This is a genomic window from Acinetobacter sp. Ac_5812, from assembly GCF_013072695.1.
In the GTDB taxonomy this organism is placed as follows: Bacteria; Pseudomonadota; Gammaproteobacteria; order Pseudomonadales; family Moraxellaceae; genus Acinetobacter.
Genome location: NZ_LXUK01000027.1, coordinates 25,838 through 40,251, shown reverse-complemented (window position 1 = coordinate 40,251; position 14,414 = coordinate 25,838). Strand labels below are relative to the sequence as shown.

The 14,414-nt window shown below is 39.2% G+C and carries 22 protein-coding genes; 11 read left to right on the top strand and 11 right to left on the bottom strand.

The features are described 5' to 3' along the window. Positions 1 to 19 precede the first annotated feature (19 nt). Complete coding sequence (locus A7P55_RS20395) at positions 20 to 1,225, top strand: multidrug effflux MFS transporter (RefSeq protein ID WP_216078125.1); 1,206 nt, start codon at positions 20 to 22, stop codon at positions 1,223 to 1,225. A 64-nt stretch (positions 1,226 to 1,289) separates the two neighbouring features. On the opposite strand, the gene A7P55_RS20390 is transcribed toward A7P55_RS20395, so the two are convergent. Then, positions 1,290 to 1,838 carry a hypothetical protein gene (locus A7P55_RS20390; RefSeq protein WP_171553553.1) on the bottom strand — a complete coding sequence of 183 codons (549 nt, stop codon included), beginning with the start codon at positions 1,836 to 1,838 and terminating at the stop codon, positions 1,290 to 1,292. Positions 1,839 to 2,233: 395 nt separating this feature from the next. On the opposite strand from A7P55_RS20390, the gene A7P55_RS20385 reads away from it, so the two are divergent. From A7P55_RS20385 to A7P55_RS20365, 6 genes are all read left to right on the top strand, one after another. Beyond that, positions 2,234 to 2,746 carry a DUF4189 domain-containing protein gene (locus tag A7P55_RS20385; protein ID WP_171553552.1) on the top strand — a complete coding sequence of 171 codons (513 nt, stop codon included), beginning with the start codon at positions 2,234 to 2,236 and terminating at the stop codon, positions 2,744 to 2,746. Positions 2,747 to 2,878: 132 nt separating this feature from the next. Next, positions 2,879 to 3,439: an SMI1/KNR4 family protein gene (locus A7P55_RS20380; RefSeq protein WP_171553551.1), complete on the top strand. Its 561-nt coding sequence runs from the start codon at positions 2,879 to 2,881 to the stop codon at positions 3,437 to 3,439. A 60-nt stretch (positions 3,440 to 3,499) separates the two neighbouring features. Continuing rightward, on the top strand, positions 3,500 to 3,913 hold the full coding sequence (locus A7P55_RS20375; protein ID WP_171553550.1) for an NUDIX domain-containing protein: 414 nt from the start codon (positions 3,500 to 3,502) through the stop codon (positions 3,911 to 3,913). A 4-nt stretch (positions 3,914 to 3,917) separates the two neighbouring features. Continuing rightward, positions 3,918 to 4,403 (top strand): hypothetical protein, encoded by a 486-nt coding sequence (locus A7P55_RS20370; RefSeq protein ID WP_171553549.1) that lies wholly within the window; start codon positions 3,918 to 3,920, stop codon positions 4,401 to 4,403. Positions 4,404 to 4,501: 98 nt separating this feature from the next. Next, complete coding sequence (locus A7P55_RS22760; protein WP_354667330.1) at positions 4,502 to 4,633, top strand: KGW motif small protein; 132 nt, start codon at positions 4,502 to 4,504, stop codon at positions 4,631 to 4,633. A gap of 64 nt (positions 4,634 to 4,697) precedes the next feature. Beyond that, the gene (locus A7P55_RS20365; protein WP_216078124.1) at positions 4,698 to 5,012 is read left to right on the top strand and encodes an NGG1p interacting factor NIF3; all 315 of its coding nucleotides are present in this window, start codon (positions 4,698 to 4,700) and stop codon (positions 5,010 to 5,012) included. 3 nt (positions 5,013 to 5,015) lie between these two features. On the opposite strand, the gene A7P55_RS20360 is transcribed toward A7P55_RS20365, so the two are convergent. Both A7P55_RS20360 and A7P55_RS20355 read right to left on the bottom strand, forming a co-directional pair. Continuing rightward, positions 5,016 to 6,161, bottom strand: a complete 1,146-nt coding sequence (locus A7P55_RS20360) for a glycerate kinase (protein WP_171553548.1) — start codon at positions 6,159 to 6,161, stop codon at positions 5,016 to 5,018. A 131-nt stretch (positions 6,162 to 6,292) separates the two neighbouring features. Further along, positions 6,293 to 7,093 carry an enoyl-CoA hydratase-related protein gene (locus tag A7P55_RS20355; protein WP_005322055.1) on the bottom strand — a complete coding sequence of 267 codons (801 nt, stop codon included), beginning with the start codon at positions 7,091 to 7,093 and terminating at the stop codon, positions 6,293 to 6,295. Between the two features lie 107 nt (positions 7,094 to 7,200). Here A7P55_RS20355 and A7P55_RS20350 point away from each other — a divergent pair, with 107 nt between their 5' ends. After that, complete coding sequence (locus A7P55_RS20350) at positions 7,201 to 7,767, top strand: nicotinate-nicotinamide nucleotide adenylyltransferase (protein ID WP_171553884.1); 567 nt, start codon at positions 7,201 to 7,203, stop codon at positions 7,765 to 7,767. Between the two features lies 1 nt (position 7,768). Here A7P55_RS20350 and A7P55_RS20345 read toward each other — a convergent pair whose 3' ends face one another. Then, positions 7,769 to 8,686 carry a LysR family transcriptional regulator gene (locus A7P55_RS20345; RefSeq protein ID WP_171553547.1) on the bottom strand — a complete coding sequence of 306 codons (918 nt, stop codon included), beginning with the start codon at positions 8,684 to 8,686 and terminating at the stop codon, positions 7,769 to 7,771. A 97-nt stretch (positions 8,687 to 8,783) separates the two neighbouring features. Between A7P55_RS20345 and gstA the strand changes: the two genes are divergently transcribed. Genes gstA through A7P55_RS20330 form a run of 3 tightly spaced genes read left to right on the top strand, consistent with a single transcriptional unit; the run spans position 8,784 to position 10,034 of the window. Beyond that, positions 8,784 to 9,386, top strand: a complete 603-nt coding sequence (gene gstA, locus A7P55_RS20340; RefSeq protein ID WP_171553546.1) for a glutathione transferase GstA — start codon at positions 8,784 to 8,786, stop codon at positions 9,384 to 9,386. Positions 9,387 to 9,426: 40 nt separating this feature from the next. Beyond that, positions 9,427 to 9,654 carry a 4-oxalocrotonate tautomerase family protein gene (locus A7P55_RS20335; protein WP_171553545.1) on the top strand — a complete coding sequence of 76 codons (228 nt, stop codon included), beginning with the start codon at positions 9,427 to 9,429 and terminating at the stop codon, positions 9,652 to 9,654. 5 nt (positions 9,655 to 9,659) lie between these two features. Beyond that, complete coding sequence (locus tag A7P55_RS20330) at positions 9,660 to 10,034, top strand: nuclear transport factor 2 family protein (protein ID WP_171553544.1); 375 nt, start codon at positions 9,660 to 9,662, stop codon at positions 10,032 to 10,034. Positions 10,035 to 10,082: 48 nt separating this feature from the next. On the opposite strand, the gene A7P55_RS20325 is transcribed toward A7P55_RS20330, so the two are convergent. The 7 genes from A7P55_RS20325 to queE form a co-directional block, all read right to left on the bottom strand. Then, positions 10,083 to 10,445 (bottom strand): glyoxalase superfamily protein, encoded by a 363-nt coding sequence (locus A7P55_RS20325; RefSeq protein ID WP_171553543.1) that lies wholly within the window; start codon positions 10,443 to 10,445, stop codon positions 10,083 to 10,085. 11 nt (positions 10,446 to 10,456) lie between these two features. Next, positions 10,457 to 11,026: a CAP domain-containing protein gene (locus A7P55_RS20320; protein WP_171553542.1), complete on the bottom strand. Its 570-nt coding sequence runs from the start codon at positions 11,024 to 11,026 to the stop codon at positions 10,457 to 10,459. 121 nt (positions 11,027 to 11,147) lie between these two features. Then, positions 11,148 to 11,609, bottom strand: a complete 462-nt coding sequence (locus tag A7P55_RS20315) for a peroxiredoxin (protein WP_016164241.1) — start codon at positions 11,607 to 11,609, stop codon at positions 11,148 to 11,150. A 19-nt stretch (positions 11,610 to 11,628) separates the two neighbouring features. Beyond that, positions 11,629 to 12,315 carry a diphthine--ammonia ligase gene (locus A7P55_RS20310; protein WP_171553541.1) on the bottom strand — a complete coding sequence of 229 codons (687 nt, stop codon included), beginning with the start codon at positions 12,313 to 12,315 and terminating at the stop codon, positions 11,629 to 11,631. Positions 12,316 to 12,409: 94 nt separating this feature from the next. Beyond that, complete coding sequence (locus tag A7P55_RS20305; RefSeq protein WP_004654556.1) at positions 12,410 to 12,835, bottom strand: hypothetical protein; 426 nt, start codon at positions 12,833 to 12,835, stop codon at positions 12,410 to 12,412. A gap of 31 nt (positions 12,836 to 12,866) precedes the next feature. Beyond that, positions 12,867 to 13,535, bottom strand: coding sequence for a 7-cyano-7-deazaguanine synthase QueC (gene queC / locus A7P55_RS20300; protein WP_201772399.1), 669 nt, complete (start codon positions 13,533 to 13,535; stop codon positions 12,867 to 12,869). 78 nt (positions 13,536 to 13,613) lie between these two features. Continuing rightward, the gene (gene queE, locus A7P55_RS20295; protein ID WP_171553540.1) at positions 13,614 to 14,324 is read right to left on the bottom strand and encodes a 7-carboxy-7-deazaguanine synthase QueE; all 711 of its coding nucleotides are present in this window, start codon (positions 14,322 to 14,324) and stop codon (positions 13,614 to 13,616) included. Positions 14,325 to 14,414: the final 90 nt, after the last annotated feature.

The window sequence follows — 14,414 nt, the reverse complement described above, 5'->3', positions numbered from 1 at the left end:
TCATCAATGGACAAGAAAAATGAAATCAAAAATCCATTTCCACGAATTTGCACTGCTGATGGCATTACTGATGTCCATTGTCTCATTTTCAATTGATGCTGTTTTACCTGCACTCGGTGAAATTGGTCGTGTTTTTACTTTGCAAAATAATAATCAGGCACAATGGGTCATCATCAGTATTTTCTCTGGAATGACCATTGGGCAGTTGATTGCAGGGCCATTGTCCGATGCGATTGGACGGAAACGGATTTTATTTACAGGCATCGTGATCTACTTTTTAGGTAGTTTATTATGCTATTCCACCCAAAGTTTTGAATGGTTCTTGCTGGGACGTTTTATTCAGGGTGTTGGTGTTTCAGGGCCTTATGTGGCTTCGATTTCGATTGTTCGGGATAAATACAGTGGTGCCCAAATGGCGCGGATCATGTCACTGATCATGATGGTGTTTATGGTCGCACCTGCAGTTGCACCGAGCTTAGGTCAGCTGATCATCCATTTCTTTGGCTGGCGCGATATTTTTGTGTTGTATATGGTTTATGCGGTAGCTGTTGGAGCTTGGGTGGCTTTGCGCTTGGAAGAGACCTTGGTACCTGAAAATCGTCTGCCAATGCGGGTACAAGCCTTTAAGGATGGTTTTAAGGAAGTGGTGAGCAATAAAACCACTATGAGCTATTTGTTATGCGCAGGCTTTTGTTTTGGTGGATTTATTGGCTATCTCGGAACCTCACAACAAATTTTTATGCAGCAATTTGGCAAAACAGGGCAGGAGTTTAGCACTTATTTTGCTTTACAGGCAGGTATGGTGGGGATTGCATCCTTTGCTAATTCAAGAATTGTCATGAAGTTTGGTATGCGCCCTATCTGTATTTATGGCTTTCTTGGTTTAAGTCTAATCTCATTGCTGTTCCTCATCATTCAGCTGTCTGGCGTATCCATCTCATTCTGGATGTTTATGTTGTATACCTGCATTTTGTACTTATTGTTTGGTAGCTTATTTGGCAATCTCAATGCGATTGCAATGGAACCCATGGGGCATGTTGCGGGTATGGCTTCTGCCATTATTGGCGCATCGTCTTCGGTATTATCGCTGATTCTCGCTTCTATTATTGGTCAGTTATATAACGGAACTTTAATTCCAATGACCAGTGGTTTTGTGATTTTATGTGGTTTGGCATTTGCGCTGACCTTATATGAAAAAAGGCAGTTAACTAAATTAGAAAGTTAAGTCTTATGGTTTGATTTTTGCACTGAAATCTGTTTAAAAGCCATCATCAGATGGCTTTTTATATTTAGCTTTTGATGCAACTCATTAATGCATCACGCGCTCTGAATCCACCGCTAATGGAGGATGCGTAAATTGTTTTGCCCTGCAATAGAATTTCCATTGCGCCAACATCATCCAGCTGGGGAGCCGTCTGTACCATAGTTACAGGAACGAACAGCATACCTTTGTTTTGGCTAGGAAGTAGAGTCGCCTCAGTTGGCATAACGGAATGATCTGTTCGTATCACAATATCGAGTTGTTGATTGCTGGTGGTGATTGGTATATGAGGACCAGTAAAAAGTAACGCTCCTGTATTTTTTTCTGTCGGGCCAAAGAGGGTGAGCTGATTTAATCCTGAATTATAAGAGACAGCACATCCTCCTTTCCTGCCTCTGTATTTGGAGAGAAACCAGATTCCATGTTCACCTTGATAAATTTGTTTCATGTTTTTAGAGGGTGTTGATGAGTAGTGTGAATTTGAGTCAGTTTGAGTGGACTCATTTGCATAGAGAAAGGTTGATTCTGTTAAAGCAGTAAAAGTGAAAATTAGGGTCATTAGAGGTTTATGGGGCATATAAATACTCTTGCTTTGCATTCTAGTTTTAAAAATTCTATTTACTCGCTTTAAAATCTAATTGAGCGAATCATGGGATATTTGACTGAGCGTTATATATCCTGATTGGTCTTTTATATATTTTTTTAACATAGGTTAAAAGATCATAAGATGATCAATAGTTAAAATTGTCCTATGATGTTTATTATTAAAGAATAAGGTGTTTGATAATATGACCTTTCAATTTCTAAATGGGTACTTTTTAAATAATAATATATAAAGATCTGATTACACTTTTTTTATAAAGATTTAACTTATTGGGACAATTTCTCTGTTTGACTTTCAATGTTGTTTTCATCTTCTCAGAATTTAGTAATCTTGAAGATAATTCACTTTTTAACAAAGAGAGATAAGAGATGAAAGCAAATTATGGTTTATTTATTGGATTGGTTTTTGCTGGCTTAACTCCGTTCTCTGTAGCACAGGTTCCGATTGCCCCTGGTGTTTATGCTTGCGATGGTGCAGCACAAGCAGGGCCATGTAATGGTGGGAATGCGAGTGGTGGTTCATCAAGTTCACCTTATGGTGTCGTAGGGTATGCTCATGCTGCACCAAAATGGGCAGATCGATGGGGAGCGTTCGCAGGAGATGGGTCTATTGCAGGGATAGTAACTGGTTTGTCTTCTAAAGCTCAAGCAAGAGATAAGGCAATTCTACAGTGTAAAGAGAGAGGTGGTGGCAATTGTAAAATTATAACAATCTTCCATAATCAATGTTTAGCCATTGCCACAGGACAAACAGGGTCTAATTTTAATAAAGCACCGAGCGAAGTTTTGGCCGTGAAAGATGTAATTAGCTCTTGTGAGAAGAATGGTGGAAGTTGTAATGTCTACTATTCAGGCTGTAGTCTTCCTGAACAGATTCAGTAAAAGGCTTTTGTAAATAGAGTATCTGGAAATCAGCAATATAAAAGTGTATATGAACTCATTAATTTAAAAGCGCATACTAGATGATCCTTTATATAATGATCAGCATAATTAAGGCATTAGAGATTCTTATACATGGTTGATTTTATTTCTGAGTTGATAAGCTGTCGACATGAAGATACGCATTTGCCTTTTTATCCAGAACATATTCAAGGCTATACAGAGCAAGAACTTGACCAGATTGCTGAAATTTATAATCTAGAGATACATGGGCAGTTCCGAGAGTTTTTATTGCAAATGGGAAGATGCTCAGGTGGTTTATTGTGGGGCTCTGTATCTATGTTCAGATATTCATGGAATAAAGAGGCTTATACAGACTATCAAAAAGTTTTAGATGATGAAGATGAAATAAATAAACCTAATGGGTGGATTAGTGCAGTTGAAAATAAACTCTTCCCATTAACAAATGAAAATGAAGGCAATCAGTTTGCATATCTGGCGACTGCTTTAAAGAATGATTATGTTTGGTTATGGGATGATGGACAACCAGAATTTGAATTTAGTCGTACTGGATCTACACTTTTAGAATATTTAAAATGGTTAGTAGAATATGAGACTAAACAAGCACGGTTTGGAGAAAAATCGGTCAACTTTGAACAGGGTAAACAATATATTACGGGAAGATTGTTAAACTAAGTCATTGGTTTGAAACTAAAAGTTTTATATATAACTTCGAGCGACTAAAAGTGCCGTGCTATGAAAAAAGTTGTTCCTGTAATTTTAAGACATTCAAATCAAGGCCGAGAAATATTGGCTTTTCATCATCCGCTTGCTGGGACTCAATTGGTTAAGGGCACTATTGAACATGATGAGCAATATGAACAGGCTGCGATCCGTGAGTTATTTGAAGAATCAGGCTTGATTGCTCAGCCTAATCCCAAGTTTATAGGTGATCTCATACTGAATGTTAATCAGCAAAACTGGTATTTCTATTTATGTGAAGTGACTTGCGAATTGGCTGAAACGTGGCACCATCATTGTCAGGATGATGGTGGGTTAGATTTCAAATTCTTTTGGTATCCTTTAGATCAACAACCAGATGATCATTGGCATGAAACCTTTAGAGAAGCCTTAGGTTTTCTAAATAGTCTGATTGTAGGCAGAAAATAATTTAGTGAACAAATTAAAGAATGTTGTCTACTTATTGGCTGAAAAAATCACAAATCGCTACCATGACTATAATGGGTTTTGGGGCATAGGAGTCCTTTATTCAGATTGTTTACAGTATAATACGACTCGAATTGAATTAGATTTACTTCATCAAACGTCTAGTTTAGAAAGCAAAAATTCGATTCATTTTTTGAATGATTTAATAAAAATACTCATGTTTTATTTAGATAAAAATAATTTAAATTTAGAGCAGTTAAAAGCTGTAAAAATTATAATTGAATATGATCTTTCACAAAGAAATGTATTGTATGGAGATATTTACAGTGTCGAGGTTAAGATCATGACCATTTATGATCGGATGTATAAACAAGAACGTTATGGTTATTGTTTTCCTCACTTGATGTGGGATCGTGAAAAATGTGGTTTATCTGACACGATCTCACCGAGGACCATGCATTTTTTGAAAAATTATTTCTATAAGAATAAATAAATGATGAATAATCAGCATTTTTAAGCTTCAAGATCAATTTTCAGTGGCTCAATTCTTGCTTCTTATATTTTGAAAATGAACAAAATATGAGAAATCGGATAATGAAACATGAAAATTATTTAAGAACATTGCATACAAAAGATCGAGGTTGGTTTTGGTTTGGCTCGACCGTCGTTATTCAAATCGTACTGATAAGCGTGAGCTATTTGATGATGAATATTTCACTTTGATTTTTAGACTTTTTTAGCGTTATGATTCATGAATTGATTATCCATGATTTGAGTCATTTCGATAATGCTAAAACTGATTTATTACGTGCCAGAATCTCACCTTGAATCTACAAAATCTGCCATTTTTAAAGCAGGAGCAGGTGGTATTGGCAATTACGAACATTGTGCTTGGCAAGTAAAGGGTGTTGGTCAGTTTAAGCCTGTAAAAGGTGCAAATCCCTTTTTAGGGCAATTAGATGAATTAGAGCAACTCGAAGAATGGCGAGTTGAAACCATTGTCTCTGAAGAAAAGGCAAGTGCTGTGGCAAAAGCTTTAAAGGCAAGCCATCCCTATGAAGAACCTGCTTTTGAGTTTATTCAGATTTTAGAGATTCAATAAACTTTATTCTTTTCTAAGCATATTGCTTTGAATTAATCGAGCAATATCCGTTGTTCGTGCGCTCACCAGTTCAGCTGCATTAGTACAAGCTTCTTCTAGGCTAATCGGGCCTGAGGTTAATGAAAAAGCAGCCGTAATACCATGTTCATATAAAGCTTGATAGTTTTGCCCAAGTGTTCCTGCAATCACAATCACAGGGATATTGGCGGCTTGTGCAATTTTGGCGACACCAAATGGGGTTTTACCATTCAAGGTCTGCTCATCAAACTTGCCTTCACCTGTAATCACCCAATCTGCACCTTGGATTTTGGCAGCGAGCTGATTTAATTCAGCAATGACTTCGACTCCAGATCGAAACTCGGCTTTTAAGAATGTTTTAGCAGCAAAACCAAGTCCACCAGCAGCTCCTGCACCAGCTTCATTTCGTTGATCGACGCCAAGCAATTGTGTGGTGACATCGGCAAAATGGGAGAGGGCTTGGTCTAACTCTAACACTTGTTGAGGTGAAGCCCCTTTTTGTGGCCCAAAAATATGAGAAGCGCCATTGGTTCCACATAAAGGATTGGTCACATCGGCGGCTAATCGAAATTGGGTTTGTTGAATCCGTGGATCAAGCTGATCTAAATTGATTTTAGCTAAGTTTTGCAGTGCAATGCCGCCAGCGGCTAGGGGATTATGCTTTGCATCTAGAAATGTTGCCCCTAATGCCGTCAATAAGCCTGTACCTGCATCATTGGTTGCGCTGCCGCCGACAGTCAGTACAATTTCCTTTGCACCCGCATCCAAAGCAGCGAGGATCAGTTCACCTGTACCAAAAGTACTGCTGATACATGCATCTCGATCAGCAGGTTGCACCAACTGGATACCACTGGCTTGTGCCATTTCAATAATGGCAATTTTTTCTGTGGCTAACCAGCCCCATTTAGCCAGTACAGGTTCACCTAACGGACCTTGTACCATTTGCTCACGCCATTGTCCCGAGCAGACTTCTAAGACAGCCTCGATAGAGCCTTCGCCACCATCCGCCATGGGGCATTGAATGATTTCTGCATTAGGAAAGACCTGTTGCCAAGCTAAAGCAATTGCTTGAGCAATCTCCTGTGCAGATAGGCTGTCTTTAAAGGAATCTGGGGCAATCACAACTTTCATAATTGTTTGTAACTTTATCTTGTTCTGACCTGAGCTTAGTCTGTCTAATGTTGAATATCTAGATGAATGACAAAAATAAAAAAGCCACTAAGTAGCAACTCAGTGGCTTGGTTTAATCAACGACTATCGCATTAATTAAACTGAGAAAAATCAGGTTTACGCTTTTGCATAAAGGCTTGTACTGCTTCCATCATTTCAGGAGAACGCACACGTTGCATAAAGATTTCAGCTTCATCATCAACACACTGAATGATTTCAGCCAAGTCTTGCTTCATTAGTGCCTTACTTTGTTTGATCGAAGCCAATGGTAATGCAGCTAAATGTTGAGCTGTTTGTTGCGCAGTGGCATAGACATCTTCAACCACATCGTTCACCAGATTGGCTTTCACCGCAGTTGCTGCATCAAACTTCTTCGCAGTAAATAGCAATTCAGCAGCTTTTTGATAGCCCGCTTGTTTGACTAATAAACGACTTGCAGCACCTTCAGGAGACAGACCAAGGCTGACAAATGGAATTTGGAACAGGGCGGTATTATCTGCGAAAACGAGGTCAGCATGTAATAGCAGCGTTACACCAATACCAATTGCTACACCTTTGACCGCAATGATCAATGGCTTAGACAAACGTGCAGCAGCTTTTAACAATACAAATGGAGGTTGATCGCCAGCTTTACCTTCATGTGGCTTTTGGATAAAGCCCATAAAGTCTTTCATGTCATTACCCGCAGTAAAGTCTTGTTCTGCACCACGGAAGATCACCACACGAACGTCTTTATCCGCATCTGCTTCATCCAAAGCTTTTGCGATCCAAAGGTAAAGTTCGCCATAGAGTGCATTTTTTGCTTCTGAACGGTTAATGGCTAAGGTGAGTACGCCATCTTCTAAATTTGCTTGCAAATGTTGATGAGGTTGTTGAATACAGCTAAGCGTCATCGTACTATCCTTGCTTTAATCCAGATTGATTTTTAAGTGCCCTCATTATGTCGCATATTTTTCTGAATGACACAACTGATGAGTTCACAAAAAGTGAAATTACGCCTATGTATACATTTGACTATCTTGTTTTTATTGGACGTTTTCAGCCTTTTCATTTGGCACATATGCAAACCATTGAAATTGCGTTACAGCAAAGTCAGAACGTGATCTTGGCTTTGGGCTCGGCTCAATCTGAACGGAATATCAAAAATCCCTTTTTAGCCACTGAACGTGAACAGATGATTTTATCGAATTTTTCTGCACAAGATCAAAAACGGATTCATTTTGTGCATGTCGTCGATGTGTATAACGATGAAAAATGGGTTAAACAAGTTAAAGATTTGGTCAATGCAGTCATTCAACCCAATGCGAAAGTGGGGTTAATTGGCCATTTCAAGGATGAGTCTTCGTATTATTTACGTTTATTCCCCGAGTGGCAGATGGTTGAATTAGATAGTTTGAAAGATTCAATTTCAGCTACGCCAATGCGTGAAGCTTATTATCGGGGGGAGATTCAAACTGAATTTTTTCCTGAAGGGACGATCCAGTTTCTGAATGAGTTTCAAAAATCATCCATCTACGCTGAATTACAGAAAAAATATTTGACGGATGATCGCAGCAATATTGAATAATTTAATTGACGTTTGTTAACTCGTTGATCAGGAAATCAATCAAAACACGGAGATGAAAAGATTCGTGTTTTTTCGATGGATAAACCAAAGAAAAAGGGCGGGATGCACCAGAAAATTCAGTTAATACTTCAACAAGCGTATGATTTTCGATTTCTTTTTCAACAATAAACCGATAGGTCTGTAATAAACCTGCACCATGCTTGGCCAGAGTAACCGTGCCTAAGATATCATCCAAACAACGTATTTTTGCAGTCGTTACATATTCTACAATTTGGCGATTTAGATTGAATAGCCAAGGAACATTTTTTCCTGTGCTAGGTAATACAAACTGAATGCATTGGTGATGCTGTAAATCCTCAAGGTATTGAGGGGTACCAAATTGCTTTAGATATTCTGGTGATGCAACTACGATCAACTCAGCTTGTTCAAGTTGACGTGCAATCAGATTCGAATCAGCGAATTGTCGGCCACGAATCGCTAAATCATACCCTTCTGCTATAAAGTCCACATTTTTATTGGTGAGTTGTACATCAACTTCAATTTTTGGATATTGTTGTGAGAATTTTGCCAGTAAAGGCAATATTCGATAATGCCCATAAGGTGTGGGAACACTGAGTCTGATGAGACCTGTTGGTTGCTGATTTTGATTCTTTAATTGTTGTTCTGCTTCAAGAATTTGATCTAATGCTTGTTTGCATTCATTAAAATAGATTTTTCCTTGTGGGGTTAAACGGACTTGGCGTGTCGTTCGGATAAACAGTGGAAGGGTTAAATGCTTTTCAAGACGTGCAATTGAACGACTCACAGCTGCTGGACTAACACCTGCATGTAGCGCCGCTTTAGAAAAGCTTTCGTATTCAGCAACTAAACAAAATAGTTCGACGCTGCTAAGCATCATTCGTCTAAGTTGCTGTGACATTCATTACACCATGTAAAAAATGATTTGAGTTGTATGCTATTTAAGCACATAAATGTAAATAATAAGATAGCTTCATCCCTTGTGATGGAGTGATTGTATGAAACTATTTTATTCACCAAATGCTTGTTCTTTAGCCCCGCATATTGTTTTAAGAGAGCTTGGAATTCCATTTGAATTGATCAAAGTCGATCTACAGCAGCATTTGACTGCATTGGGCGACGATTTTTATCAACTTAATTCCAAAGGACAAGTCCCTTTACTCCAGTTGAATGATGAATCATTTTTATCGGAAGGCAGTGTGATCAGCCAGTTTTTAGTGGATCAAGCTGGGCGAAAAGATCTATTACCTGAAATCAATACACCTCAACGTTATCAGGTACTGGCGTGGATGAATTTTATTGCTTCAGAAATTCATAAGGCATATACGCCTTTTTTTCATGACAGCTATGCTGATCAGTGTAAAGCAGTATTTAGCTCAATATTAAATAAGCATTATAGATGGCTAGATCAGCAATTCGCTGAGCAGCATTACTTAACTGGACAAGATTTTACGATTGCAGATATTTATCTGTTTGTGGTGACACGCTGGGCAGCCTTTATTGAATTGGATCTAACAGATTGCATACATTTGACCAGATTTATGCAGCGAGTTGCCAATCGTGAGAGTGTTAAAAATGCGATTGCAGCCGAAGCCGCTTAGCGCATTAATCTCAATAAAATCATTTTAGAAGAGAAAAATCATGCCTTATATTTTGATTCAAATTACCAAAGAGAATGTTTCAGTACAGCAAAAGCAGCAATTGATTAAAGAAGCGACAGAGCTTGTAGTTCGGGTATTGGATAAAGACCCTGCAACCACATTTGTGGTGATTGATGAAGTGAATACAGATAATTGGGGAGTCGCGGGAGAGACAGTATCCATGCGACGACTGAAGCAACCCGTCCATAATGGTGAGGCGAGGAGGTAGTCAATATGGTTAACAATGCAATTTCAGCGATTCATTCGCAACTGCAGCAATATTTTGATGCTTTATATTTTTGTGATGTGAACCGTTTGCAACAAGTATTTCATTCAGATGCCATTTATATCAACGCAACGGATCATCCTTTGTTAAAACTGGAGATGGCAAGCTATTTTTCTATTGTGGAAAAGCGTATTTCACCCGCTTCTCAAAATGCACTAAGACAAGATAAAGTGGTTTCCATCAACTTGATTCACGAACGATTGGCAATTGTGCATGTTGAATGTGCAATTCAGCCAAAATATTTTTATGATGCATTAACATTGATATATGAACATCAACAATGGAAAATTATTAGCAAAGTTTTTCATTATGAAATTGTATAGCCCTAAATCCTTTAAGCATAAAGAGGAAGCTGCTTGAGTTTATATTGCTTAAGCATCTTCCCAAAAAATAATTCGATTGGAAAATGGATCGGTAATACTCAGCTCCAATGTTTCCCAATCGGTCTTCTCTACTTGAGGCTTTGCAAATTTATAGTCTTTTGCATCCAATTCTGCATGAAGCAAACTGAGATTCTCCCAATAAATGCGAATGGCACTATGCGGGCTGGCATCACCGAAATGTTCAGATAAGTGGATAATGCAATCGCCTTTGGAAATCTGTAGATAAATAGGAAAGTTATCCCCAAAAGTATGTTGCCAGTCCAATTGGAAGCCCAAATACTCAAGATAAAATGCTTGAGCAAGTTCAACATCAAAAATACGAAAAATCGGGGTAATTGATCCAGATTGCATGGTTCTTCCTCTTAGCGAACACCAAATTGTTGAGCCCAATAACTCTTTTGTTTGGTTGAGGCATCGACTGTACAGGCTAGCGCGTAGTCTGTAAATTTGGGATGCATTAAATTATGACAATGCACAGGACTGGCAAGCCATGTTGCCATCACAACATTTAAATTTTTTTGTCCACGTGCTACGTTTTCACCGCCGCCTCGACCTTTAAATTGTGTTTGTTTTAGACGAGTTCTAAAATCTTGACCTGTGCTACTGACATGTCCAAGCACACTGTACTGCGCCATATCTTTGGCATGAGCTAAGGCACTTTGATATAAGTGATTGTTCCATCTAAGTGGTGCAACTGCGGGAAAATACTGTCCACCACATTGACGGGGGTGTTGTCGAATTTCATTAATTGCATCAAGAAGCACTTGTTGATAAGCAGGGTTTTGTAGGTCTTGGCAGCGTATTTCGGTCGCTGGTTTTTGAATTTGTGCGACTAAGGGGGCAGAATCTTGAGAAGTAGTAGGGGCATTGGAGTTACATGCTGCCAGAAAAAATAACAAGGATAGGGGCAAAAAAGCATTGAGATAAATCATTTTAAATGTCTTTAATTTAATTCTTTTAATCTATTTATCATACGTCAATCGCAAAGCTAAGGGCAATTTGCTGGCATAAAAAAAGCGAGTCTTTAACTCGCTTTTTTGTTACTTAACATGATTATGCTGATTGTAATGCTTTTAAGTCTTCAAGCACTTGTTCTGCATGTCCAGCAGCCTTGACTTTACGATAGCTTTTGACCAATTGCTGGTTATGGAAAATAAAAGTTGAGCGTTCGATGCCCATCACTTGTTTACCATACATATTTTTTTCTTTGATCACATCGAAATGCTTGCATAACACTTCTTCTTTATCACTGATTAAATCAATCGTCAGTGCCTGTTTTTCAGTGAAGTTCTGATGCGCTTTGACTGAGTCACGTGAGACGCCAATAATTTGACAGTTTAACGCATCAAATTGGTCTTTTAAGCAAGAAAAGCCAACAGCTTGAGTGGTACAACCTGGGGTTGAATCCTTTGGGTAGAAATAAAGCACCAGCCATTCACTACTCAGCTCTGCAAGATTCACTTCACCCTGTGTAGTTGGGAAGCTGTGATTCGGTAATTGAATATTCTCAGACATTGTTCATCCTTCGATAAAATTAATGTTGTTCAAGCTCAAGCGGTAAAAAAGCATATTCCTCATGATAAACAATATCGCCTTGGCGTACAGGAATAGCTTTGTTAAAAATTGGTCCATCAATCACCGTGGTGTGGAATTCACCACCTTCACCACATGGATCAATGCCACGATTTTCTAATTCTTGGATGTAGTCTAGGGTAAGGATTCTACCTAAATCTTCAATTTTCATACCAAGTTTGAGATTGACAGTGACGATCACACTGCGAAAACCAAGATTGATAAACTCTTCTACCACTACTTTATGTGGGCGTAACCACAATGGCATGCCTAATTTTAGTCCCACTTGCTGAGTCACACGATCATGCCAGCAGCCATGCTCAGGCATATCCAGATCACCAGTTACCAGTACTTCAGCACCTTGTTGTTTGGCTTGATTCAGCAGCGCAATAAACTTTGTTTCATAATCAGCCCAACTTGATGACGTCATATACACGGGTAAACCAATTGAATCTGCTTGGGCGCGGATAATATCGAGCGGCATCGCGTGTGACCGAGAACGTTGTCCTTGTTCTTCCAGCATCATAATCAAGCCGATCACAGTACCAGTTTGCATGGCATGGTATAAGGCGAGGGAACTGTCTTTGCCACCACTAAAAGAGACAACTGATTGCCTTTGATTAGCATTGGTTTTCCATGGGTCGTGCATGGTGTGATTCAACCGATTCTAAATAAAAGAGATTTTAACAAAACCCAATAAAAAAGCCCGCATAAATGCAGGCTTTATTTTGAGCAAGACAAGCTTATTTTTTCGGTGCTTGTTGCTGCTGTTGCTGAGCAGCTTTCATTGCTTCTTCAGTGAGCTTTTCTAACTTGCTCACAAGCGGTGCACCTAAGCAAGCTTGTAAATCTTTATTTTGCTGTTGTACAAAACCTAAAGTACTTGGACTTTTCTTCGCATTGATTGCGCTTTGGATTTCCCATTTTTGTGCTTCAGTTACTTTACCTTGCGCGTCAATTTGACAACCACAGAATTTGCTCACTTCCGCTGCTGTTAATTTACCGCCTTTTGCAGTTTGGTCTTTACATACATTGACCAATGCTGATTTTACATTGGTACTTTTATACGCAGTTTGTAATGGATTATCAGCTGCGTGAGTTGCAGTTGCAAATAATGCAGCAGCTGACATCATTGTAGAAAGAATAAGATTTGATTTAGAAAACTTCATATAATGTACCTAATTTTTACCCTAATATCGGTTATTCAGCGTAACGCGTTGGATCCGCAATACCTGCTTCGATAAAACCTTGTTGACGTAAACGACAGCTGTCGCATTTGCCACATGCACGTCCTTGAGCATCTGCCTGATAGCAGGATACCGTTTGACTATAGTCTACGCCATGTTCGATGCCTAAGCGTATAATATTCGCTTTGGATAAATGTAACAAAGGTGTTTCAATTTTAAGGGGTTTTCCTTCCACACCAGCTTTTGTTGCCAGACGAGCCAAATTGGCAAAAGCATCAATAAATTCAGGGCGACAGTCCGGATATCCTGAATAATCAACAGCATTGATTCCAATCACGATGGCAGCAGCGTCAAAAACCTCGGCTGCAGCAAGTGCATAAGATAAGAAAATAGTGTTACGTGCTGGAACATAAGTTACAGGAATGCCTTCTTGTAATTGTTCTGGGACCTCAATGTTATGATCTGTAAGTGCAGAGCCACCTAAATTACCCAAATCAATATTAATGACACGGTGCTCTACGCCTGCACGTTGTGCAAGTGCTTTTGCTGCATCAAGTTCAGTCGTCGAACGTTGACCATACATAAAGCTTAAAGCGATACATTCATAATTTGCCTGTGCCCAAGCAAGACACGTTGTTGAGTCTAAGCCGCCAGACAATAATACGATGGCACGAGAACGCATATTATTTTCCATGATTCAACCTAAAAATAAAATTTGATAAAAGCCGATCTATTTTGCAGAACGGATATGGTGAGTATTTTAACGACCAGATTCGTCATTCCATAACAGCTTATGTAACTGTAATTGGAAACGAACAGGGAGATGGTCTTCTAGAATCCATTGGGCTAAGTCACGCGCCAAGGCCGGCAGGGCGACAGCACCTTTTTCAACTGCAAAAGCAGGTGAGAACCAGACGGTACTTACTTTATCTTGCAACTGAAATTGTTCAAGTTGTTGTCTTGACCACTCATAATCCTCACGATTACAAATCACAAATTTAATCTGATCATGTGGCGTTAAGTAGTCAAGATTGCTGTATAGATTTCGATGATCTTCTTTAGAGGTCGGTGTTTTTAAATCCAGTACTTTGGAAACACGTGGATCGACTTTAGATACATCTAAGGCACCACTGGTTTCCAAGGAAACTTCAAAACCGAGGTCACATAGGCGCTGTAATAAAATCAGGCAATTGGGCTGAGCAAGTGGCTCGCCGCCAGTGACACAAATATAAGGGGTTTTATGTTGGCTTGCAGTTTCGATAATGTGTTCAAGCGATAAACGCTCACCACCTTCAAAAGAGTAGGTCGTATCACAATAACTACAGCGTAAAGGGCAACCTGTTAAACGAATAAAAACGGTCGGTAGACCAAAGGTATTCGCTTCGCCTTGCAAAGAGTAAAAGATCTCCGTGATGCGTAAACCCGCCGAAGGATCGGAGACAGGAATTGCAGAGGAACGTAAGGAAGCCATAAACAGTTACCACAAACAGTTGCTACACAAGCAGCATGCTACATAAAAAACAAAATCTCTACGACCATGACTGATCGTAGAGACGGGGAA